The organism is Rhodococcus sp. B50 (assembly GCF_013602415.1).
In the GTDB taxonomy this organism is placed as follows: Bacteria; Actinomycetota; Actinomycetes; order Mycobacteriales; family Mycobacteriaceae; genus Rhodococcus.
Window position 1 is genome coordinate 4,082,673 of the sequence record NZ_WPAG02000002.1, and the last position, 20,697, is coordinate 4,103,369.

General features: G+C 66.6%; 19 protein-coding genes and 1 tRNA gene. 11 read left to right on the top strand and 9 right to left on the bottom strand.

Going from position 1 to position 20,697, the window contains the following annotated elements:
* Positions 1 to 4: 4 nt before the first annotated feature.
* From GON09_RS19245 to GON09_RS19255, 3 genes are all read left to right on the top strand, one after another.
* On the top strand, positions 5 to 2,491 hold the full coding sequence (locus GON09_RS19245; RefSeq protein ID WP_213933204.1) for a glycosyl hydrolase 2 galactose-binding domain-containing protein: 2,487 nt from the start codon (positions 5 to 7) through the stop codon (positions 2,489 to 2,491).
* Between the two features lie 163 nt (positions 2,492 to 2,654).
* On the top strand, positions 2,655 to 2,819 hold the full coding sequence (locus tag GON09_RS19250) for a hypothetical protein (protein ID WP_213933205.1): 165 nt from the start codon (positions 2,655 to 2,657) through the stop codon (positions 2,817 to 2,819).
* An 87-nt stretch (positions 2,820 to 2,906) separates the two neighbouring features.
* Positions 2,907 to 3,941, top strand: coding sequence for an NADP-dependent oxidoreductase (locus GON09_RS19255; RefSeq protein ID WP_213933206.1), 1,035 nt, complete (start codon positions 2,907 to 2,909; stop codon positions 3,939 to 3,941).
* 33 nt (positions 3,942 to 3,974) lie between these two features.
* Here GON09_RS19255 and GON09_RS19260 read toward each other — a convergent pair whose 3' ends face one another.
* From GON09_RS19260 to pcaB, 5 genes are all read right to left on the bottom strand, one after another.
* Positions 3,975 to 4,409 carry a DoxX family protein gene (locus tag GON09_RS19260; RefSeq protein ID WP_213933207.1) on the bottom strand — a complete coding sequence of 145 codons (435 nt, stop codon included), beginning with the start codon at positions 4,407 to 4,409 and terminating at the stop codon, positions 3,975 to 3,977.
* A gap of 101 nt (positions 4,410 to 4,510) precedes the next feature.
* Entirely contained in the window at positions 4,511 to 5,722 is a 1,212-nt protein-coding gene (locus GON09_RS19265; RefSeq protein ID WP_213933208.1) for an acetyl-CoA C-acetyltransferase, read from the bottom strand.
* A 22-nt stretch (positions 5,723 to 5,744) separates the two neighbouring features.
* Entirely contained in the window at positions 5,745 to 6,566 is an 822-nt protein-coding gene (locus tag GON09_RS19270) for an IclR family transcriptional regulator domain-containing protein (RefSeq protein WP_213933209.1), read from the bottom strand.
* Entirely contained in the window at positions 6,563 to 7,732 is a 1,170-nt protein-coding gene (gene pcaDC / locus GON09_RS19275) for a bifunctional 3-oxoadipate enol-lactonase/4-carboxymuconolactone decarboxylase PcaDC (RefSeq protein ID WP_213933210.1), read from the bottom strand. The genes GON09_RS19270 and pcaDC overlap by 4 nt, the downstream gene beginning before the upstream one ends.
* The gene (gene pcaB / locus GON09_RS19280; RefSeq protein ID WP_213933211.1) at positions 7,729 to 9,078 is read right to left on the bottom strand and encodes a 3-carboxy-cis,cis-muconate cycloisomerase; all 1,350 of its coding nucleotides are present in this window, start codon (positions 9,076 to 9,078) and stop codon (positions 7,729 to 7,731) included. The genes pcaDC and pcaB overlap by 4 nt, the downstream gene beginning before the upstream one ends.
* Before the next feature lie 154 nt (positions 9,079 to 9,232).
* Between pcaB and GON09_RS19285 the strand changes: the two genes are divergently transcribed.
* Positions 9,233 to 9,979, top strand: coding sequence for a CoA transferase subunit A (locus GON09_RS19285; RefSeq protein WP_213933212.1), 747 nt, complete (start codon positions 9,233 to 9,235; stop codon positions 9,977 to 9,979).
* A complete protein-coding gene (locus GON09_RS19290) occupies positions 9,976 to 10,623 on the top strand; it encodes a CoA transferase subunit B (RefSeq protein ID WP_213933213.1) in 648 nt (215 codons plus the stop codon). The genes GON09_RS19285 and GON09_RS19290 overlap by 4 nt, the downstream gene beginning before the upstream one ends.
* A 61-nt stretch (positions 10,624 to 10,684) precedes the next feature.
* On the opposite strand, the gene GON09_RS19295 is transcribed toward GON09_RS19290, so the two are convergent.
* Positions 10,685 to 11,815 carry an AI-2E family transporter gene (locus GON09_RS19295; RefSeq protein ID WP_213933214.1) on the bottom strand — a complete coding sequence of 377 codons (1,131 nt, stop codon included), beginning with the start codon at positions 11,813 to 11,815 and terminating at the stop codon, positions 10,685 to 10,687.
* 129 nt (positions 11,816 to 11,944) lie between these two features.
* Positions 11,945 to 12,021: transfer RNA gene (locus GON09_RS19300), tRNA-Met, on the bottom strand.
* A 281-nt stretch (positions 12,022 to 12,302) separates the two neighbouring features.
* Here GON09_RS19300 and GON09_RS19305 point away from each other — a divergent pair.
* From GON09_RS19305 to GON09_RS19330, 6 genes are all read left to right on the top strand, one after another.
* A complete protein-coding gene (locus GON09_RS19305; protein WP_213933215.1) occupies positions 12,303 to 13,847 on the top strand; it encodes an ABC transporter substrate-binding protein in 1,545 nt (514 codons plus the stop codon).
* Between the two features lie 34 nt (positions 13,848 to 13,881).
* Positions 13,882 to 15,420: an ABC transporter substrate-binding protein gene (locus GON09_RS19310; RefSeq protein WP_213933216.1), complete on the top strand. Its 1,539-nt coding sequence runs from the start codon at positions 13,882 to 13,884 to the stop codon at positions 15,418 to 15,420.
* Between the two features lie 67 nt (positions 15,421 to 15,487).
* Positions 15,488 to 16,435 (top strand): ABC transporter permease, encoded by a 948-nt coding sequence (locus tag GON09_RS19315; protein WP_213933217.1) that lies wholly within the window; start codon positions 15,488 to 15,490, stop codon positions 16,433 to 16,435.
* Positions 16,432 to 17,337 carry an ABC transporter permease gene (locus GON09_RS19320; protein WP_213933218.1) on the top strand — a complete coding sequence of 302 codons (906 nt, stop codon included), beginning with the start codon at positions 16,432 to 16,434 and terminating at the stop codon, positions 17,335 to 17,337. The genes GON09_RS19315 and GON09_RS19320 overlap by 4 nt, the downstream gene beginning before the upstream one ends.
* Positions 17,334 to 18,320, top strand: a complete 987-nt coding sequence (locus GON09_RS19325; protein ID WP_213933219.1) for an ABC transporter ATP-binding protein — start codon at positions 17,334 to 17,336, stop codon at positions 18,318 to 18,320. Before GON09_RS19320 ends, GON09_RS19325 begins: the two co-directional genes overlap by 4 nt.
* Positions 18,317 to 19,351, top strand: a complete 1,035-nt coding sequence (locus tag GON09_RS19330) for an ABC transporter ATP-binding protein (protein ID WP_213933220.1) — start codon at positions 18,317 to 18,319, stop codon at positions 19,349 to 19,351. Before GON09_RS19325 ends, GON09_RS19330 begins: the two co-directional genes overlap by 4 nt.
* Here GON09_RS19330 and GON09_RS19335 read toward each other — a convergent pair.
* Together GON09_RS19335 and GON09_RS19340 are read right to left on the bottom strand one after the other, a co-directional pair.
* The gene (locus GON09_RS19335; RefSeq protein WP_213933221.1) at positions 19,313 to 20,143 is read right to left on the bottom strand and encodes an SDR family NAD(P)-dependent oxidoreductase; all 831 of its coding nucleotides are present in this window, start codon (positions 20,141 to 20,143) and stop codon (positions 19,313 to 19,315) included. The genes GON09_RS19330 and GON09_RS19335 overlap by 39 nt on opposite strands.
* Positions 20,143 to 20,625: a nuclear transport factor 2 family protein gene (locus tag GON09_RS19340; protein WP_213933222.1), complete on the bottom strand. Its 483-nt coding sequence runs from the start codon at positions 20,623 to 20,625 to the stop codon at positions 20,143 to 20,145. The genes GON09_RS19335 and GON09_RS19340 overlap by 1 nt, the downstream gene beginning before the upstream one ends.
* Positions 20,626 to 20,697: the final 72 nt, after the last annotated feature.

Consider the following 20,697-nt stretch of genomic DNA (forward strand, 5'->3'; position numbering starts at 1 on the left):
ACACATGGATCTGCTGCACGCTTCCCGATGGCGCTGTCTCCGTGTCGGTCCCGGGGAGATGGAGCATCCCGGTGACCTTCCGGAGGACGGTCGCTGGTTGCCGGTCCGCATACCCGGCACGGCCGCGGGCGCGATCCTGGATGCCGACGGCGCCGAGGCGGCCCGGGCGTCGTCTCCCGACAGCGGTGACTGGTGGTTCGTCACCGACGTCGAGGTGTCCGGACACGGACCGTGGTATCTGACCTTCGACGGGCTCGCGACTCTCGCGGACGTCTGGGTCGACGGCACGCTCGTCGCCACATCGGAATCGATGTTCGTGCCGCTCACCGTCGTTCTCGACCGTCTTCCGTCGACGGCGCGGATCGCGATCCGCTGCGCCTCGCTGGACGCCGCGCTCCGCAAGCGCCGACCGCGAGGACGCTGGCGCTCGTCGCTCGTGTCGGCCCAGGGACTACGGTGGTTCCGCACCACGATGCTCGGGCGCGCTCCGGTCTACGGTGGAGCCCCGGCACCGGTCGGTCCGTGGCGTCCCGTGCGTCTCGTCGGCTCCGGCGAGCCCGTCGTCCTCGAACGCACGATACGGACGGCTCTGCGTGGATCCGACGGGATCGTCGACATCGGCCTCACCCTGGCCGGCTCCGCCGTCTCCGAGGCGATCGTCGACATCGAAGGTGTGACGGCACACGCACGGCCCGAATACGGATCCCATGGGACGGCGCACGTGCGGATGCAGGTGATGCTTCCCGAGGTGAGACGGTGGTGGCCGCACACCTACGGTGACCCGAACCTGTATGCGGCGCACCTTCTTCTGGACGGACATCGGATCGACCTGGGCAGCATCGGTTTCCGATCGGTGGAGCGCACTTCGGGAGACGGGTTCGGGCTGCGGATCAACGACGTCGACGTCTTCTGCCGCGGATTGGTGTGGACACCGGTCGACCCCATCGCGCTGAACGACCCGGCCGGCACTCGACGCATCCTCGAACGCTGCGTGTCGGCAGGTGTGGACACGATCCGCATCTCCGGCACCATGGTCTACGAGGACGACGAATTCTATCGGTCATGTGCGGAGCTGGGCATCATGGTGTGGCAGGACGTCATGCTCGCCACCACGGATCCGCCCGACGACTCGCACTTCCGCTCGCTGCTCGAGGACGAAATGCGTGCCCTGTCGCGCCGGTGGGCCGGGAATCCGGCTCCCGTCGTGCTGTGCGGGGGGAGCGAGACCGAACAGCAACCGGCCATGCTGGGGCTGAACGGCGTGCCGATTGCTGCGCTCGGCGACTGGTTGCCGGACATCGTCGACCGCGAGTTTCCGGAAACGGTGTGGGTGTCGTCGTCGCCGTCCGCGCCCCCGGGTAGCGACACGCTTCCGATCGCGGTGGGTTCGGGTGTGGCGCACTACTTCGGAGTCGGGGGATACCGTCGTCCGACCGGCGACGTACGTGCCGCCGGTGTCCGCTTCGCCGCCGAATGCCTCGCGTTCTCGATCCCGCCGTCCGACACCGCGATCGAGGCCGAGTTCGGCAGCGTGAATGTCGCCGGTCACCATCCGCGGTGGAAGGCGGCTGTGCCGCGCGACAACGGGGCATCGTGGGACTTCGAGGACGTGCGAGACCACTATGTGCGCACGATCTTCGGAGTCGACCCTTCCGAGGTGCGGTGGGCCGATCCCGCTCGGTATCTCGCGCTCGGACGGGCAGCGATCTGCGAGGCGTACACCGAGGTGCTGCAGTACTGGCGACGATCGGGATCGGGATGTCGCGGAGCCCTGATCCTGTCCACCCGCGACCTGCAACCGGGTGCCGGATGGGGCGTGCTCGGCGCCGACGGGAACCCGAAGGCACCGTGGTGGGTGCTGGCCCGGGTATTCGCGCCCGTCACCGTGCTTCTCACCGACGACGGCCTCGACGGCCTGCGTGTGGACGCGATCAACGACACCGCCGATGCCCTCGCCGTCACGCTGCAGTTGCAGGCCCACACCGCCTCGGGTGCCGTGCCGGTGGACGTATCGCTGCCGCTGCGTCTCGATCCGCACGAGACCCGGGTGTTCTCGTGGGCCGCGGTGACGGGCGGTTTCACCGATGTCAATTTTGCGTATCGATTCGGGCCGCGCACTTTCGACACTGCGGCCGCCAGATTGGTGGATCCCACCGGCGCGGTGCTGGCGGAGTCGGTACATCTCGTGGGTGGTTCTGCGCGGCCCGTCGAGCGTGGAATCGGTCTCGCTGCAACTGCTCGATCCGTCCCGGACGGGTGGAGCGTGGAGGTGCGGACCGAGGGTGCGGCGCAGTACGTGCACCTCGACGTCACCGGCGGTGACCTGCAGGATTCGTGGTTCCACCTGCCTCCTGGAGGTTCTCGCACGATCTCCGTGCGGACCTGTGATCCGGCCGCGACGCTGAGGGGTCGGGTGGGGGCACTGAACTCGGCCACGAGCGCACCCATCCGAGTGCTCCCCACCCCCGACGGCCATGAGGTCGACAGATAGCTCCCGAGGGCGTCCGAAGAACCGCGCGCGGCTCGCCGAAATCGACAGGTGCATATCGGGCATCGAGCGGGTATATGTATCTCTCGAGGGGTCGCTCACCCGATTTGCACCTTCTGTACGGTGCCGGTGGCCACCTCTTCCCGCCTTCCGAGAGGAGACCGACATGGCGATCCGCTCCACGTCGCAGATGGGTGCCTCGCGCACCGCTTCGCCCACTCGCCGTCCTGCCCGGGTCGAGCAGGACGGACCGTCCTTCACCGAGGTCATCCATTCGCAGCTGTTCTCGAACTATCAGGTGCCTCGCGGCGAGGTGCAGCGCAGCGCCTGACCCGACACCCCTCCGGCGCGACATCGTGCCTGCCGGGGTGCCCGCGTGCAGCGTTTAGGACGCCTGCGCGTGCGGCACACTGTCGGCATGAGTGAAGCCACGACGAGTCAGAGCACCCGCATAGTTCTCGCGTCGCGCCCGGAGGGGGCACCCACCGCCGACAACTTCCGCTTCGAGACGGTGGATCTGCCCGAGGTCGGCGACGGTCAGATCCTCCTGCGCGTCGTCTACCTGTCCCTCGATCCGTACATGCGCGGCCGGATGAGCACCGCGAAGTCGTATGCCGCGCACCTCGAACTCGGCGACGTGATGGTCGCCGGGACGGTGGGCCAGGTCGTCGAATCGCGGTACGACGGCCTCGAGGCGGGCGACTATGTCCTGGCCGGTGCCGGCTGGCAGTCGCACGCCGTCCTCGACGGTTCCACGGTACGCAAACTCGATCCACAGGCCGCGCCGATCTCCACCGCCGTGGGTGTACTCGGAATGCCCGGTTTCACAGCCTATTCCGGGCTCCTGAAGATCGGGCAGCCGAAGGAGGGCGAGACCGTCGTCGTCGCGGCCGCCACCGGGCCGGTGGGATCGGCCGTGGGACAGATCGCAAAGCTGAAGGGGGCCCGCGCGGTCGGTATCGCCGGTGGGCCGGAGAAGTGCCGCGCGCTGATCGAGGAGTTCGGTTTCGACGCGGCAATCGACCACCGCGACCCGAACTTCGCCGACAAACTGACGGAGGCGGTTCCCGACGGCATCGACGTCTACTTCGAGAACGTCGGCGGACCGGTGCAGGAGGCGGTGTGGCCGTTGCTCAACACCTACGCACGAATCCCGGTGTGCGGTCTGGTCGCGCAGTACAACGGTGCAGACCTGAACCGCAAGGACCGCCTTCCTGGACTGTTCAACTCGATTCTCACGAAGAGTCTCACGATCCGCGGATTCATCCAGAGCGAATTCGTGAAGGAGATGTACGGCGACTTCCTGCGTGAAGCCTCGGCATGGGTCCGAGACGGAAAGATCAAGTACCGCGAGGACATCGTCGACGGACTCGAGAACGCCCCGGAGGCGTTCATCGGCATGCTCGAAGGGAAGAACTTCGGGAAGATGCTCGTGCGGGTCGCGCCGGAGTGACGGACACCGGTCCGCCCTCCGGCGCCAACCGCGTCAGCGTCGGGGGGTTCCGGTGGACCACAGCGCCCACAGGATGAGCACGGGCTGGAAGAACAAGCGGATCAGGCGCTTACGGTCGGTGTCGAGGCCGAAGGCGCTGCGCTTGCCGAGATACTGGGCGATGTTGCCCGGGAAGACTGCGGCGAAGAACAGCGCGGCCAGACGTCCGACACGGACGCGGTCGCGGTTCGCCACGGCGAGTCCGGCGCCGAGCATGATCTCGACACCGCCGGATGCCATGACCACGCCGTCCTTGTCCATCGGCACCCAGTCGGGCACCTGTGCCTGGAAGTCCTTGCGGGCCCAGAAGAGGTGGCCGAGCCCGGCGAAGACGAGTGAGGCGGCCAGCAGATAACGCGCGAGGGTCCGGGCTCGTGTCGTGGGCGGAGCGGGGGCATCGGTGGGTGGGGTTATCCGTACTTCGCTCATGATCACGAGCGTACGGACTGTACGGTGCTCGCGACGGAGGATCCGTCGCGAGCACCGCACCTGGAATGTCAGACGATACGGTCGAATACCGTCACTCGCCGTCAGGCGATGCGCTCGAATACAGCAGCGAGCCCCTGGCCACCGCCGATGCACATCGTCTCGAGTCCGTAGCGACCCTCACGGCGGTCGAGTTCGCGCAGCAGTGTGGCGAGGATACGTCCGCCGGTCGCGCCCACCGGGTGTCCGAGCGAGATTCCGGAGCCGTTCGGATTCAGGCGCGGGTCGTCGGCCTCGATGCCCCACGAGCGTGTGACCGCCAAGGCCTGCGCGGCGAACGCCTCGTTGAGTTCGATGACGTCCATGTCGGCGAGCGTGAGCCCGAGTCGGCCGAGGGCCTTCTCGGTGGCCGGCACCGGGCCGATCCCCATGGTGCGCGGCGGCACGCCGGCGACCGCCCAGCTCGCGAGGCGGGCCAGCGGACGCAGACCCAGCGCGGCGGCCTTCTCGGCGGTGGTGACGATCGCGAGAGCGGCACCGTCGTTCTGGCCGCTGGCGTTGCCCGCGGTGACGGTCGAATCGGGATCGACCTTGCCGCGGATCGGACGCAGCTTGGCGAGCGACTCCATCGAGGTGTCGGCCCGGGGATGTTCGTCGGTGTCGACCACGAGCGGATCGCCCTTGCGCTGCGGCACCCGGACGGGCACGATCTCCTGCGCGAACACGCCGTTCTTCTGCGCGGCGACGGCCCGCTGGTGCGACTGCACGGCCAGGGCGTCCTGGTCGTCGCGGCTGATGGAGAACTCGGCGCGCAGGTTCTCGGCGGTCTCGATCATGCCGCCGGGCACCGGGAAGTCGCGACCACCGGCGGTGACGCGGGCACGGGCGAGGCGATCGGACAGTGCGACGGCTTCGCCCTTGACGCCCCAGCGCATACCGGTCGCGTAGAACTCGGCCTGGCTCATCGACTCGGCGCCGCCGGCGAGGATCAGGTCGCTGCCGCCGGTCTGCACCTGCATGACGGCCTGCAGGATCGCCTGCAGACCCGAGCCGCAACGACGGTCGACCTGAAGGCCCGGAACGTCCACGCCGAGACCGGCGTTGAGGGCGGCGACGCGGCCGAGAGCCGGGGCCTCACCGTTGGGGGAGGCCTGGCCGAGGAAGACGTCGTCGATGTCGGAGCCGGCGATGCCGGTGCGGGCGACGAGTTCGCGGATGACGGTGGCCGCGAGATCCTCGGGGGCGATGTCCTTCAGGACACCACCGAACCGGCCCACCGGGGTGCGCAGGGGTTCGCAGATCACTACGTCGGTCATGATGTACCTCGATCGGAGTTGTTCACTGGTGGGTCTGGGTGCGGGCGAGATCTGTGGAGATCGCCTCGGCGGTGGCGAGCAGCGCCGGGACGAGCTCGTCGTGCACGGTCTCCATCCGGTAGCGCGCCGCATGGGTCGACAGGTTCACCGACGCCACAACGGTTCCCGACGCGTCGCGGATCGGTGCGGCGAGCGATCGCAGGCCTTCTTCGAGTTCCTGGTCGACCACGCAGTATCCGTTGCGACGCACCGCGGCGACCTCTTCGCGCAGCGCCTCGGCTGTGGTGACGGTGTTGCCGGTGATGGGTGCGAGATCGGCCCGGGCGAGACAGGCCTCGAACTCGTCGTCGGTCAGGCCGGCGAGCAGCACTCGTCCCATGGAGGTCGCGTAGGCGGGGAAGCGGGTGCCGAGTGTGATGGTGACGGTCATGATGCGACTGACAGGGACTCGCGCGACGTAGACGACGTCGTCTCCGTCGAGCACCGACACCGAGGTCGATTCCTTGACCTTCTCGGCGAGCGCTTCGAGATGCGGCCGCGCGACCTCCGGCAGCGTCAGCGCGGACAGATAGCTGTATCCGAGTTCGAGCACCCGCGGGGTGAGCCAGAACTGGGATCCGTCGGTGCGGACGTAGCCGAGTTCGATGAGGGTCAGCAGGAATCGGCGGGCGGTGGCGCGGGTGAGGCCGGTCGCGCGGGCGACGTCCGAGAGCGACTGCCGTTGGGTGTGCGCACCGAAGGCTTTGATGACCGACAGGCCGCGGGCCAGCGACTGCACGTAATCGGGTGACGCCCCGGGGTTCTCGCGGACGACCGTCGGTGACGTGACATCGGGAGTGGTCACGACCCGGCGCCCCCTTCAGCGTCGGCGAGGGCCTGCCTGCCGAGCGCGAACGCGCGGTTGCTGTTGGGGACACCCGCGTAGACCGCGGTGTGCAGGAACACCTCGACGAGCTCGTCGGGGTCGATCCCCGCGCGCAGGGCTGCGCGGATGTGCATGTCCAGTTCGTGCTCGTTGCCGACCGCGGTGAGGATCGCGAGGGTCAGCAACCGGCGGGTGTGATGGTCCAGACCCGGACGTGCCCAGATATCGCCCCACGCGGTGCGGGTGATGAAATCCTGGAAGGGGCGGGTGAATTCGGTGGCCGACTCGATGGACCGGTCGACGTGGGCGTCACCGAGTACGGAACGGCGCACCCCCAGTCCCTCCTCGAACACCGCGGTGCGGTGCGCGGCGGACGGAGTGGCGCGCGAGATGTGTTCACGGATGAGCTTCGTGATCCGTCCCGCCTGTTCCACATTGGCGAGGTGCGCGCCGGGGGAGACGACGTGGAAGGCCGAGTCGGCGATACCGTCGGCCAACTGCTGCATCGTCGACGGCGGGGTGGCGGGGTCCTGCTCGCCGGCGATCACCAGGGTGGGTGCGACGATCCGGGCGAGGTCGGGACGGCCGTCCCAGGTGGCCAGTGCCTCACAGCATGCGGCGTATCCCTCGTCGGTGGTGCCCTTCACCATCTCGACGTGGCGGGCGACGAGTTCCGGATCGTGTTCGGCCAGTTCGGCGGAGAACCAGCGGGAGACGATGGAATCGGCGATCGAGGCCAAGCCGTCGTTGCGGACGGAGGCGGCCCGGTCGTACCAGGGCTGCGCGGGTCGGAAGGCCGGCGAGGTGCACAGCAGCGTCAACGTGCGCACACGTTCGGGGTGATGCGCGGCGAGCCACTGCCCGACGGCGCCACCGAGCGACAGGCCGACATAGTGCACGGCGTCGAGTTCGAGAGAGTCGAGCAGGGCGACGACGTCTCCGGCGAGTTCCCCGATCGTGTAGGGACCGACAGGGGCGGGCGACGCGCCGTGCCCACGATGGTCGACAGCGACGACATTCCAGGCGGTCGACAGGGCGTGAATCTGCGGCGCCCACATCGACAGGTCCGAGCCCAGCGAACCGAGGAGCAGGACGGTCGGCTTCGTGGGGTCGCCGTACTGTTCGTAGTTGAGCGTGACGGTCATCGGGCATCTCCTGTGGTTCGGTTCGTGCTGTCGTGACGGGCGAGAACGCGATCGACGATGTCGGCGGCATGACCGAGATAGCGTGTGGGATCGAGACGTTCGCGCACATCCTGCGGATCGAGGTGTGCTGTGATGGCGGGGTCCTCGTCGAGGGACCTACCTGCGACCGCTGCGTCGGTGACGATCGAGCGTGCGTCGTCGGTGTGTTCGGCGAGTGCGGCCGTGACCTTCTCGGCAAGGATCGCACCGCCGGTCAGAGCGAGATTGCGGTCGAGGGCGTCGATGTGGACGTGCAGGCCGTTGAGGCTCGTCGAGAGTTGGTGCGCGGCACCGCCGGTGAGACGCAGAATATCGCCGAGTGTCTCCCATTCGGCGTGCCATGCGCCGGCGGCGCGCTGGAACTCGTGGTCGGTCGACGACAGGATCGTCGAGACGAGACCGGGTACACGCCGGGCAGCGGCACGCGCGGTGATGGAGGCGACGGGATTGCGCTTGTGCGGCATGGCGGACGACCCACCGGGCGCATCTTCGCTCACCTCGCCGAACTCGGTGCTCGCCATGAGCACGACATCGGTGGCGGGCTTCGCGACCGCTCCTGCGGCGACACCGAGTGCGCTCGCGAGGGTTGTGATCGGGGTGCGTGCGGTGTGCCACGGGGCGACAGGGCGTGCGAGTCCGAGCAGGTCGGCGACGGTGTCGGCGAACACGAGGCCGTCCGGGTGGACCGCGGCGAGGGTGCCGGCGGCGCCACCGTACTGCGCCGGCAGGCGGGCCAGGACGCGGTCGAGTTCGGCGACGGCGTCGTCCAGGGACAGGAGCCAGCCGGCTGCGAGCGCACCGAAGGTGGTGGGCAGTGCCTGCTGACCGAGGGTGCGCGCGACCATCGGTGTCTCGCGGTGAGTGGTGGCGAGTCGGGCTGCGCCGTCGGCCGCGGAGCGCAGATTCGCCACGACGATCCCGCCGGCGCGCCGGGCGAGCAGCATCAACGCGGTGTCGAGCACGTCCTGGCTGGTCGCGCCGACGTGCACGGCCCGCGCGGGAGCATCGGCGCGCTCCCGCAGCAATGAGACCAGAGGGATGACGGCATTGCCGCCCGCTGCTGATCGTCGTCCGAGATCGGCGGGATCGAGATCGTCGGCGAGCGACCCGGCCGCTGCCGCGACGGCATCGGCGTGCGCGTCGTCGACACGACCGAGTGCAGCTGCCGCGCGGGTCAGCGCGACCTCCACGTCGAGCAGGGCACCGATCCACGCCCGGTCCGACAGAGCAGTGCCGAGTTCGTCCGCGCCGAAGACGGGATCGAACAGTGGGCCCCGGTATCCGGCGTCGAGGGATGAGGGAGACACGGACCTCCGATCCGAAACGTTCGCGATGTGGACGGATGGACGCTATGCGAACAGGCTAGTGCCGCCGTTCTGTGCTTGCAACGATCCTGAGCGGATTTGTTCGCATAGCGGACGGAAGTTCACATGACGTACACCTGAGGGTATCGTGGCACACATGGACAAAGTCGTTGCTTCCGCCGCCGAGGCCGTAGCCGACATCCCCGACGGCGTCACGATCGCCGTCGGAGGATTCGGCCTGGTCGGCATCCCCGAGATCCTCATCAACGCAGTGCTCGAACAGGGCGCCACCGACCTCGAGACCGTCAGCAACAACTGCGGTACCGACGGCTTCGGGCTCGGTCTGCTGCTCGAGAAGGGGCGCATCCGCCGCACCATCTCGTCGTACGTCGGCTCCAACAAGGAGTTCGCACGCCAGTACCTCGCCGGTGAACTCGAAGTCGAGCTCACCCCGCAGGGAACGCTCGCCGAGCGCCTGCGTGCCGGCGGCGCAGGCATCCCCGCCTTCTTCACGCCCGCCGGTGTCGGCACGGCCGTCGAAGAAGGGGGTCTGCCGCTGCGCTACGACGGTCACGGCGGCATCGCCCTCGCGTCGCAGGCCAAGGAGACCCGCGAGTTCGACGGCGAGACCTACGTGCTCGAACGCGGCATCGTCGCCGACTACGCGCTGGTGCACGCGTGGAAGGGCGACCGCCACGGCAACCTCGTCTACCGGGCCAGCGCCCGCAACTTCAACCCGCCGGCCGCCGCCTCGGGACGCATCACGATCGCGCAGGTCGAGCATCTCGTCGAACCCGGCGAACTCGACCCCAACGAAATCCACACGCCCGGCATCCACGTGCAGCGTGTCGTACACGTCGGCCCCGTCGAGGTCGGCATCGAGAACCGGACGGTGCGCTCATGACGCAGGCAACGAAAAAGGGACTGACCCGCGAGGAGATGGCGGCGCGCGTCGCCAAGGAACTCGAGGACGGCCAGTACGTCAACCTCGGTATCGGCATGCCCACCCTCGTGCCGAACTTCCTCGAGCCGGGCGTCGAGGTCATCCTGCACTCGGAGAACGGGGTGCTCGGCGTCGGTCCGTACCCCACCGAGGAGGAACTCGACCCGGAGCTGATCAATGCCGGTAAGGAGACGATCACCGCGATCCCCGGTGCGTCGTACTTCGACTCGGCACAGTCGTTCGGCATGATCCGCGGAGGCCAGATCGATGTCGCCGTCCTCGGCGCGATGCAGGTCTCCGCCAAGGGTGACATCGCCAACTGGATGGTGCCCGGCGCGATGGTCAAGGGCATGGGCGGGGCGATGGATCTCGTCCACGGCGCCAAGCGCGTCATCGTGATGATGGATCACGTCACCAAGAAGGGCGACCCGAAGATCCTCGAGGAGTGCGTCCTGCCGCTCACCGGTCGTGGATGCGTGCAGCGCATCATCACCGACCTTGCGGTCATCGACGTCACCGACGAGGGACTGAAGCTCGTCGAGACGGCGCCCGGTGTGAGCACCGACGACGTCGTCGCTGCGACCGCGGCGAAGCTCATCGTCTGATCGGACAACGACGGCGGGGCCGGGCGCGAAGAGATCTCGCGCCCGGCCCCGTTCCCGCTTCTCAGTCGTAGTCGTCACTGTCGGCCGTGAGGTCGGGGCTGTCCGGGTCCTGCTCCTCCCCGCCCACCTCCGGGATCAGTTCGTAGCGGTGCCCGAAGGACTCGGCGAGTGCCTGCAGAATCGCGACGACCGGCACGGATACCAGAGCTCCCACCGGGCCGAACAAGGTGGCGCCGACGATCACCGAACCGAATGCCACCGCCGGGTGGATCGACACCGTGCGGGCCGTGATGCGCGGGTGCAGCACGTAGTTCTCGACCTGCTGGTAGATCGTGCCGAAGGCGATCACCCACACGCCGTCGAGCGGTTGCTGCACCGCGGCGATGAGGGCAGGGAGCCCGATCGCGAGATAGGTGCCGAGGGTCGGGATGAACTGCGAGACCACTCCGGTCCAGATCGCGAGGGGAAGCCAGTACGGAACCCCGATGATCAGGAAGAAGATCCCGGTGAAGATCGACGCCGCGGCGGCGAGGATCAACCGGGAGACGACGTAACCGCCGGCCTTCTCCACCGAGGTCTCCCACACGTTCGCGATCAGCTGCTGCTGCCGGGCCGGGAACCAGCTCGCGATCGTCCGGCGCATCTGCGGCCCCTCCGCAGACATGTAGAAGACGAACAGCAGCATCGTGAGGATCTGGAACAGGGCGCCGACGAGAGTGCTGAGGACGCCGAGGACACCGGGCGTGAACCGTTGAGCCAGATCGCGGAGGGTGTCGGGGGTGATCTTGAGCAGCTCGTCCCCGCTCTTGAAATTCGTGTCGAAGGTGCGGTTCGCCCAATCGGTGAGGCGCGTGAGCGCATCCGGCAGTGTGGTGAGCAACTGGGCGATCTGTTCGAACAGGAGCGTGCCGAACACCGCGAAGAACCCGATGGTGAGTGCGATCAGGGAGAACAGCACCAGGCCGGTCCCGGCGCCGCGACGCATTCCGAACCGCTCGAGACGATCGACGATCGGTTCGATGGTGATGCTGAACAACCACGCCAGGAACAGCAGGCCGAGAAAGCCCTTCAGATTGTGGAAGAGCCATCCCGACATCTGATAGAAGGCGACGGCGAACAGTACGCCGATGATCGTGGGCCGGAGCCAGCGGGGAGTTCGTGGACGATCGGCGACGGTCGCGCGCTTGGTCATCACATCCTCCGCTCTGCAGAGACTCTGTCGCGAAATCTACTAGGTGAGCGCTCCTGGGGGAGCGGTACCGAGACCGAGGCGTCGACACAAGAGAACCGGCCCGGACTCGTGTGAGTCCGGGCCGGTCAGTGGTAGCGGGGACAGGATTCGAACCTGCGACCTCTGGGTTATGAGCCCAGCGAGCTACCGAGCTGCTCCACCCCGCGTTGCATGTCCAACCATACACGACTTTCGAGGGTGCTCTGACCACCCCTCGTCCGGGCCACCGAATCCAGGGGGAGGTTGTGCGCGAATTTCGCGGTTTCGGCGCACACAACCTCCCCCTCGTTTCGACTCCCGAAGCTTCCCCTTGAGCCCGTTGATCTCGATCAGCGGGACCTGCAGGGTGTGCCGCGTCACAGACCCATAGGTTCGGTCGGTATTCAGGCGGCCGTGTCACGGCCGCCTCGAAATCGTTCTGCACGAATACTTTCGAGAGAGGGGCGGCATGACTGTTGCGTCGAGAAGGTCGCCGATCCGTTTGTGGGGTGCTGTGATCGGGACCTGCGCGGTATTGCTCACCGCGTGTGGGTCGACTCCTCCCGAGAACTCCGGAGTCAGTGATCCTGCAATTCCGCTGCACTATGCCACCGTCTTCGGCGTCTCGTCGTTCGATCCGCACAAGACGCGAATCACCAGTGACGCCACCATGCTCAACATGGTCTACGACCGCCTCGTCCACCGTGACGCAGCCGGACGACCGATTCCAGGACTCGCCGAATCGTGGGAGATCGACGAGACCGCCCTGACACTCCACCTGCGTGAGGGGTTGACCTTCTCCAGCGGCGCCGCCCTCGATGCCGACGCGGTGGTCGCCAATCTCCGACGTGCCCTGGAACCGGACTCGATCACGGCGCCGATGCTGGCCCGCGTCGTCGAGGTCGACGCATCGGACGATCGTACGGTCGTTATGACCTTCGACGGTCCGGGCGCCCAGTACGTGCTGGCGCTCTCCGATCTTGCCGGAATGATCGTCGACCCCGAGGCTTTCGGGACTCCGGAGAAGGACGCACGACTCGCACTCGCGCCTGCAGGTGCAGGACGTTACGTCCTCGCCGAGTCCCGACCGGGCGCCGAGTACGAGTTCACCGCCAGGGCGGATTATTGGGACCCGGATGCGATCGGCGCCGAGAACTTCGTGTGGACGGTGATGACCGATCCGCAAGCGCGTCTCAGCGCGGTGTCGGCAGGAGATATCGATGTCGCGATCACTACGCCGCTGACGATCGACGCAGCCGAACAGCAAGGTCTTCGGGTGGAGACGGCACTTCGACTCGACCACATGGCGCTGAACTTCAACCGGAACCGCAGCGAGTTCGGCAATCTCGACGTGCGCAAGGCCATCGCTCATGCAATCGACCGCCAGGCAATTGCGGACACCGCCATGGAGGGCCACGCCGAAGCGGCGACGCAGAACTTCCCGAAGGATTACTTCGCGTACGACCCGGACCTGGCCGACGACTATCCGTACGATCCCGAGAGGGCGCGGCAGTTGCTGGCCGGCGCAGGACTGCCGGAAGGTTTTTCGTTCACCGCCATCCTGTTGAATCTTCCCGAGAACGTGCAGGTCGCGCAGATCGTGCAACAACAACTGGCGCAGATCGGCATCGACATGGAACTCGAGCCGTTGCCTCCGTCCGATGCGTCACCGACCTTCTACCGAGGCGACGCCGACGCATTCCTCACGACCTTCACCGGCCGTTCCGATCCAGCGTTGTTGCTGTCCGCGCTCTACGGTGAGAATTCGCCCCAGAACCCCTCCGGTACCACTGCGCCGGGATTCCGGGAGGCGCTCGACTCCGCCAACCGCGAGACCGACCTGCAGGCCCGTGGAGACAAGCTCGGAGAGGTATCGAAGACCGTCACGGACAACGTTCTCGCCGTGCCCTTGGTCTTCTTCGAACTCGGATCGACGCTCACCGACCGGGTCGTCGGTTACGAGACGAACCTGTTGATCGACGAATGGCGTGGCGTCGGCATTGCCGCGTCCTGACCGCCCGCCCGCTTCAGAAACGAAGGAATCTCTCATGTCTCGTAGATCGCTGACCTCGGTCGTCGCTGCCTTCGCGACCGCACTGCTTCTCGCCGGCTGTGGAACGTCGGCAGCAACCGACAGCACCGCGGAGATCGACCCGCAGGCGACCCTGCGTTACGCCACGACATACGGTGCGTCGTCCTTCGATCCGCACAAGACCCGGATCACGAGCGATTCCACCATGTTGAATCTCGTCTACGACCGACTGGTGCATCGTGATCGGAACGCAGAGCCGGTGCCCGGGCTCGCCGAATCCTGGGAGTTCTCCGAGGACAGATCCACTCTGACGTTGAACTTGCGTCAGGGCGTGACCTTCTCGGACGGAACACCGCTCGACGCACCTGGCGTGGTGGCGAACCTCCGCCGCGCATTGGAACCCGACTCGATCACCGCTGCGATGCTCACCGGAGTCGAGTCGGTGGAATCGACCGACGCGCACACCGTGGTGCTCCGCCTGAACGGTCCGGGCGCCCAGCTCATCCTCACGCTGTCGGATCTCCCGGGAATGATCGTCAACCCCAACGCTTTCGGCACTCCGGACAAGGACGCCGCGCTCGTGCTCGCTCCGGCAGGAGCAGGCCGGTACACCGTGGTCGAATCCCAACCCGGGGCCCAGTACCGCTTCGTCGCCCGCGACGACTACTGGGATCGAGAAGCGTTGCAAGCCGGGGAATTCGAATGGGTTGTCATGACCGATCCGCAGACCCGAGTGAACGCGGTCGCCTCCGACCAGCTCGACGCCGCCATGGCGACACCGATGTCGCTCGACCCCGCCGAGCAGCAGGGCCTGGAGACGTACGTGCAGACGAGCCTCAACAACTACGTCCTCAACCTGAACCGAACCCGCAGCGAGTTCGGCAAGCTCGAAGTGCGGCAGGCGCTCGCCCACGCGGTGGACCGGAAGTCGGTCGTGGAGACGGCGCTCGAGGGGCACGGTGAACCCGCGAGTCAGAACTTCCCGGCAGGATATTTCGCCCACAACGACACCCTCGACGGTCGGTACGCCTTCGATCCCGACAAGGCGCAGCAACTGCTCGCCGAAGCGGGTGTTCCGAACGGATTCTCCTTCGTGGCAGGTGTCTCCAACCTTCCCGAGAACCAGATGATCGGGCAAATCCTGCAGGAGCAGCTCGCGCGCGTCGGGATCGCCATGGAGATCCGCTCCATGACGCCGACGGACCTCAATCCCGCGTTCAATCGTGGCGAGCTCGATGCCATTCTCACCACGCTCGTCGGCCGCGCGGACCCATCCCTGTTGCTGACATCGTTCTACGGCCAGGAGTCTCCTCAGAACCCTTCCCGTGACGAGATTCCCGGTTTCCGTGAAGCCATGGAAGCCGCCAACCGCGCCACCGACACCGACGAGCGTGCGGCGCTGCTCGGCGAGGTGAACGCTGTGGTAATGAATTACGCGGCGATGCTGCCGATCGCTTTCGCCGAACTGGGTGCTGTTTCTTCGGACCGGCTGGTGGGCTACGAGCCCAATCGGGTGGTCGACGAATGGCGCGGTGTCGGCGTGGCCGCCCCGTAACGCACAGGCAGTCGAACGGTCCCGCGGCCGTGATCGGTCACGGATCGCGAACTCGAGGGAGCACAGAGTGTTTCGACTTATCGGGCAGCGGCTGCTGGCGGTCGTCCCGCTGTTGATGATCGCCACGGCCATCACTTTCGGCTTGATCTTCCTGATCCCCGGTGATCCGGCACACCGGATCGCGGGGGAGTCGGCGACACCTCAGCAGGTCGAGGTGGTCCGGGAGGAACTCGGTCTCGACCAGCCGATCCTCGTGCAGTACTTCGATTTCCTTTTCGGGCTGGTGCGCGGCGATCTCGGTACGAGTTTCACCTATCAGGCGCCCGTGCTGGAGATGATCGTCGATCGCCTGCCCGTGACGTTCTCACTGGCGATGGTGGCCGTGGTCGTGGCACTGCTCGTGGGTATTCCGGCAGGAATCATCGGCGGCAGCAGACCCGGAAGCTGGCAGGACCGCGCCACCGGCATGGGATCGACGCTCGGCGTCGCCACGCCGAACTTCGTCCTGGGTCTGCTCCTCGTGCTCGTCTTCTCCCTGACCCTCCGTGCTCTCCCTGCCACCGGTTACACTCCGCTCGCAAAGGGGTTGTGGCCGTGGCTGAGCCATCTTTTGTTGCCGGCGATCGCCCTAGGGCTGGCCGCAGCTGCCGAGATCGCACGCCAGCTACGCAGTTCCATGATCGAAGTGATGCAGCAGGACTATGTTCGCACTGCCACTGCCAAGGGCCTGAGTCGACGCAGTGTCCTGTGGAAGCACGCCTTGAAGAACGCCTTCATTCCGACGGCGACGGTCCTGGGAATGCAGATTGCATTCCTGCTCGGCGGCACGGCCGTCATAGAGTCCGTCTTCGGCTTGAAAGGTCTCGGAGATTTCGCGGTGCAATCGGTGCTCTCCGGAGATTTGCCTGCCATCCAGGGAGTCGTGATCTTCGGCGTGTTCGCCACTGTGATCATGAGTCTGCTCGTCGACATCTCCTACGGCTACCTCAATCCGAGAGCAAGGAGCGCCGCATGAGTGACATCACCGTCTCGACGAAGCCGGTCGAGGACACGGCCGTAGCCGTCGGCGAATCTCCGCGTCACAGGTTCCTGCGACGCTTTCGGAACCGTCCGGGAACCGTGGTCGCAGCCGTCTTTCTCGTCCTCATCGCAGTTCTCGGTCTGCTTGCGCCTCTGATCGCGCCGTACGACCCGATCGCGCAGGAACTGACCGCGCGCCGACTGCCTCCGCTGTCCGAGGGATATCTGCTGGGCACGGACAATCTGGGTCGCGACACGCTGTCCCGCTTGCTGTACGGTGCGCGTGTCGCCGTCTCCGCGGCGATCATCTCGGTGTCGGTCGGACTGCTCATCGGTGTCGTGCCTGCTCTGATTGCCGGCTTCCTCGGCGGCTGGTGGGACACGATCCTCTCACGTGTCGCCGACGCCTTCCTCAGCTTTCCCCCGCTGCTGCTGGCCATGGCCATCGTCGGCGTGATGGGCACCAACCTCACCAACGCGATGATTGCGATCGGTATCGTCTTCGGCCCCAGATTCTTCCGCGTGGTACGCGGCGCCGTGATCGGAGTGCGCGAGAACACCTTCATCGAGGCCTCACGCAGTATCGGCACTCCGACAGCGCGGATCGTGCACATGCATGTATTGCCTCACACTCTGTCTCCCCTGATCGTCCAGATCAGTCTGGCATGCGGGTTCGCGTTGCTCGCCGAGTCGTCGCTCAGCTTCCTGGGGTTGGGTGTTCAACCGCCCGAGGCCAGTTGGGGCCGCATGCTCGCAGAGGGGCGCGAAGCGTGGAACTACACGGCGTGGCCGGTGGTGATTCCTGCCCTGACGATCATCCTGGCGGTACTGGCCTGCAACACCCTCGGCGACGGCATCCGTGATTCGGTGGGCCGCGAGAACCGGAGCGGACAATGAGCGAACCCCTGTTGAGTGTCGACAATCTCGGCGTCGAGTTCGCGACCGGCTCCGGCTGGACGTCGGTCCTGCAGGACGTCTCCTTCGACGTGGCGGCCGGTGAACTCGTCGGTCTGGTCGGCGAATCCGGCTCCGGCAAGTCCGTCACGTGTTCGTCGGTCCTGCGACTGCTGCCGGCGAACCAGTCCCGTACCGTCTCCGGAAGCATCCGGTTCCGGGGCCGCGATCTGCTGGGGATGCCGGATCGCGAACTGGCGGACGTACGTGGCAACGACATCGCGATGATCTTCCAGGAACCGATGACGAGCCTGAACCCGGTCTTCACGGTCGGCGACCAGATCTCCGAGGTGGTGCGGCGACACCGTCGTGTGAATCGGAAGGCTGCGCTGGCGAGGGCCGTCGAAGTACTCGATCTCGTCGGTATCCCGAATGCTGCCCGTCGGGTGCGTCAGTACCCGCACGAGTTCTCCGGCGGTATGCGGCAGCGGGTCATGATCGCGATGGCACTCGCATGCGAACCGTCCCTCCTCATCGCGGACGAGCCCACGACCGCGCTGGACGTCACGATCCAGGCGCAGGTGCTCGACCTGATCCGGGAGATGGCGGAACGGTTCGACATGGGCGTGCTGTTCGTGACACACGATCTCGGGGTGGTGGCCGACCTGTGCACCGAGGTGGTCGTCATGTACGCCGGTCAGGTGGTCGAGAAGGCCCGCACCGAGGAACTCTTCGCGACGCCGAAACACCCGTACACACAAGGTCTGTTGCGATCGGTCCCGACCATCGACGGTCGCAGCGATCTGCACACCATTCCCGGTTCGCCACCCGTACCGGGGTCGATGCCGATGGGCTGCCGCTTCGGGCCGCGTTGTGAGCACCGTCGCGACGAATGCGACACGGTGATACCGCTCCACCCGCTGGAGAACGAGCGCGTCTCGCGCTGTGCGCGGGTGACCGATCTTATGTTGGAGGGAACCCGATGACCGCAGAACTCGCCGACAGCGGCACCAGGAAGCCGCTCCTGACGGTGCGTGGGTTGCGCGTGGAGTTTCCCGTGGGCCGGCGGATGTCGCGTCGTAAGCAGTTGGTGCGCGCCGTGGACGAGGTGGACCTCGATATCTTCCCCGGTGAGACGTTCGCCTTGGTCGGTGAATCAGGTTCGGGCAAGTCGACGACGGCACGGGGAATCTTACGGCTCGTCGATGTTGCCCGAGGGACGGTCGTTCTCGACGGCGTCGATGTGACCGCGCTGAGCAGAAACGATCTGCGCACCGCGAGACGCCATATGCAGATGGTGTTCCAGGATCCCTATTCCTCGCTGGATCCGTCGCGCACCGTCGGTGAGGCGATCGCCGAGCCGCTGCAGGTACATACCGACCTCACGGAGGACGAACGACGACGGAAGGTCGGTCGGTTGCTCGAGCAGGTCGGGTTGCGCGCCGAGCACGCCGATCGGTATCCCTACGAGTTCTCCGGCGGGCAGCGTCAGCGCATCGCCATTGCACGGGCCATCGCCGTGGAACCGAAGTTGGTGATCGCGGACGAGGCCGTCAGCGCGCTCGACGTCTCGACGCAGAATCAGGTCGTCGCGCTGCTCGAGCAACTGTCCGCGGAGCTGGGCATCGCCTACCTGTTCATCGCACATGATCTGGCGGTGGTGCGTCACATCGCCCACACCACGGCGGTGATGTATCTCGGGCGGATCGTCGAGTGGGGCCCGACAGAACGTCTGTTCAGCGAACCGGCCCATCCGTATACCCAGGCTCTGCTGTCCGCGGTCCCCGTCCCGGATCCGGCACGGCAGCGCCGCCGCGAACGCATCCGTCTCAACGGAGAACTGCCCGACCCGGCGAACCCGCCGACGGGTTGTGCCTTCAGCACCCGTTGTCCACTGGTCATGCCGGTATGCCGGGAGACACGACCCGCTGTTACAGAAGTGACAGGAGGTGGGCAGGTCGCCTGCCACCTGCACACCTCAGAACAGCGGCCCACCCCCGAAGATATCCCGGTGTGAATCGGGTTGGTTACCTTCGACATCCACGATGCCGTACTCGAGTGCGGTCTCGGCGGTGATGAGGGTGTGGCCGCTGCGGGCATTCACCTCGGGATCGGCTGCGAGAGCGACGATGACCCGTCCGATGAACTCCGGCGTCTCGGCATCGGCCAACGAGAAGCCCTCGAAGTTGTCGATGCCACGAGCGAGCATGGCTTCGTTCTTCACCAGACCCGGCCACAGCGACAGGGTCGTCACACCGGTACCGCGGAGTTCGACGGCCATGTCGGCGGCCATCTTGTCCAGGCCGGCTTTCGACATGCCGTACAGCACAGAGTGCAGATAGCCGCGGGTACCGAACGACGAGATATTGACGACCATTCCGGCGCTACGCGGCACCATCAGCTGTGCGGCCTCGACGGAGGCGACGTAGTGCGCGCGCAACCCGACGCCGATCAGGCTGTCCCAGTCGCTGATCGGACGCTTCCAGAAGGGCTCGGAGAACCCCGCGAATCCCGGCGGTGACGCCCACACGTTGTTGACGAGCAGGTCGAGTCGGGAGTCCTGTTCGTCGGCGATGCGGCGGAACAACTCGTGGATCTGCGTGTCGTCGCGGTGATCGCACTGCACCGCGATACCACGTCCGCCGCGTTCGGTGACCTCGGCCGCGGTGCGGTCGAGCGGTCCGTCGACACCGACTGGGCCACGAGCGGTGACGTAGACGGTCCAGCCGTCGGAACCGAGGGCGCACGCGATGCCTTTGCCGACGCTGCGGCTCGCGCCGGTGACCAGCGCCACCTTCGTTTCTGTCATCACTGCACCACTTCCACGTCGTCGGTGAGGGACCGCTGGATCGACCAGAGCACCTTCACATGGCAGCGGGAGATCTTCCATTCGCCGCTCTCGACCACGTAGTCGTCGTCGTAGTCGAGAGCGGTGACCCGTTCGGTGCGGGCACGCAGATCCACCTGCCGGAACCGCAGCGTCCAGGCGCCGGTGGCGGTGTCGGATCCGGTGAAGTGGATGCTCGGATGCATGCCGTGGTGCATGTCGAGCACGACGTAACGGTCGTCGACCCGCTCGAGGGCGATACGCGAGTAGATGTCGACCAGGGCGTCGGCGTCGTCGAAGCTGCCCAATGCGGGTCCGTAGTAGATGTCGGCACCGTGTGCGACGAAGCACCTGCGCATCGCGTCCGGGTCCTTGGCGTCGCACGCCCGGAAATAGCGGTGCTTGAGCATCCTGATCTCTTCGAGGGCTTCGAGCCGGGCGAGCCGTTGTTCGACGGTCTCCATCGGGGTGCCTTCCGGTCGGGGGTGAGCGTGTCCCGGACCCTAGCCCGCAACCATATGATCGGAGGAGAGACG

Coding starts and splice junctions, on each gene's coding strand:
- GON09_RS19245 (WP_213933204.1), top strand. CDS start 5: ATGGATCTGCTGCACGCTTCCCGATGGCGCTGTCTCCGTGTCGGTCCC.
- GON09_RS19250 (WP_213933205.1), top strand. CDS start 2,655: ATGGCGATCCGCTCCACGTCGCAGATGGGTGCCTCGCGCACCGCTTCG.
- GON09_RS19255 (WP_213933206.1), top strand. CDS start 2,907: ATGAGTGAAGCCACGACGAGTCAGAGCACCCGCATAGTTCTCGCGTCG.
- GON09_RS19260 (WP_213933207.1), bottom strand. CDS start 4,409: ATGAGCGAAGTACGGATAACCCCACCCACCGATGCCCCCGCTCCGCCC.
- GON09_RS19265 (WP_213933208.1), bottom strand. CDS start 5,722: ATGACCGACGTAGTGATCTGCGAACCCCTGCGCACCCCGGTGGGCCGG.
- pcaDC (WP_213933210.1), bottom strand. CDS start 7,732: ATGACCGTCACGCTCAACTACGAACAGTACGGCGACCCCACGAAGCCG.
- GON09_RS19285 (WP_213933212.1), top strand. CDS start 9,233: ATGGACAAAGTCGTTGCTTCCGCCGCCGAGGCCGTAGCCGACATCCCC.
- GON09_RS19290 (WP_213933213.1), top strand. CDS start 9,976: ATGACGCAGGCAACGAAAAAGGGACTGACCCGCGAGGAGATGGCGGCG.
- GON09_RS19295 (WP_213933214.1), bottom strand. CDS start 11,815: ATGACCAAGCGCGCGACCGTCGCCGATCGTCCACGAACTCCCCGCTGG.
- GON09_RS19305 (WP_213933215.1), top strand. CDS start 12,303: ATGACTGTTGCGTCGAGAAGGTCGCCGATCCGTTTGTGGGGTGCTGTG.
- GON09_RS19310 (WP_213933216.1), top strand. CDS start 13,882: ATGTCTCGTAGATCGCTGACCTCGGTCGTCGCTGCCTTCGCGACCGCA.
- GON09_RS19320 (WP_213933218.1), top strand. CDS start 16,432: ATGAGTGACATCACCGTCTCGACGAAGCCGGTCGAGGACACGGCCGTA.
- GON09_RS19325 (WP_213933219.1), top strand. CDS start 17,334: ATGAGCGAACCCCTGTTGAGTGTCGACAATCTCGGCGTCGAGTTCGCG.
- GON09_RS19330 (WP_213933220.1), top strand. CDS start 18,317: ATGACCGCAGAACTCGCCGACAGCGGCACCAGGAAGCCGCTCCTGACG.
- GON09_RS19335 (WP_213933221.1), bottom strand. CDS start 20,143: ATGACAGAAACGAAGGTGGCGCTGGTCACCGGCGCGAGCCGCAGCGTC.
- GON09_RS19340 (WP_213933222.1), bottom strand. CDS start 20,625: ATGGAGACCGTCGAACAACGGCTCGCCCGGCTCGAAGCCCTCGAAGAG.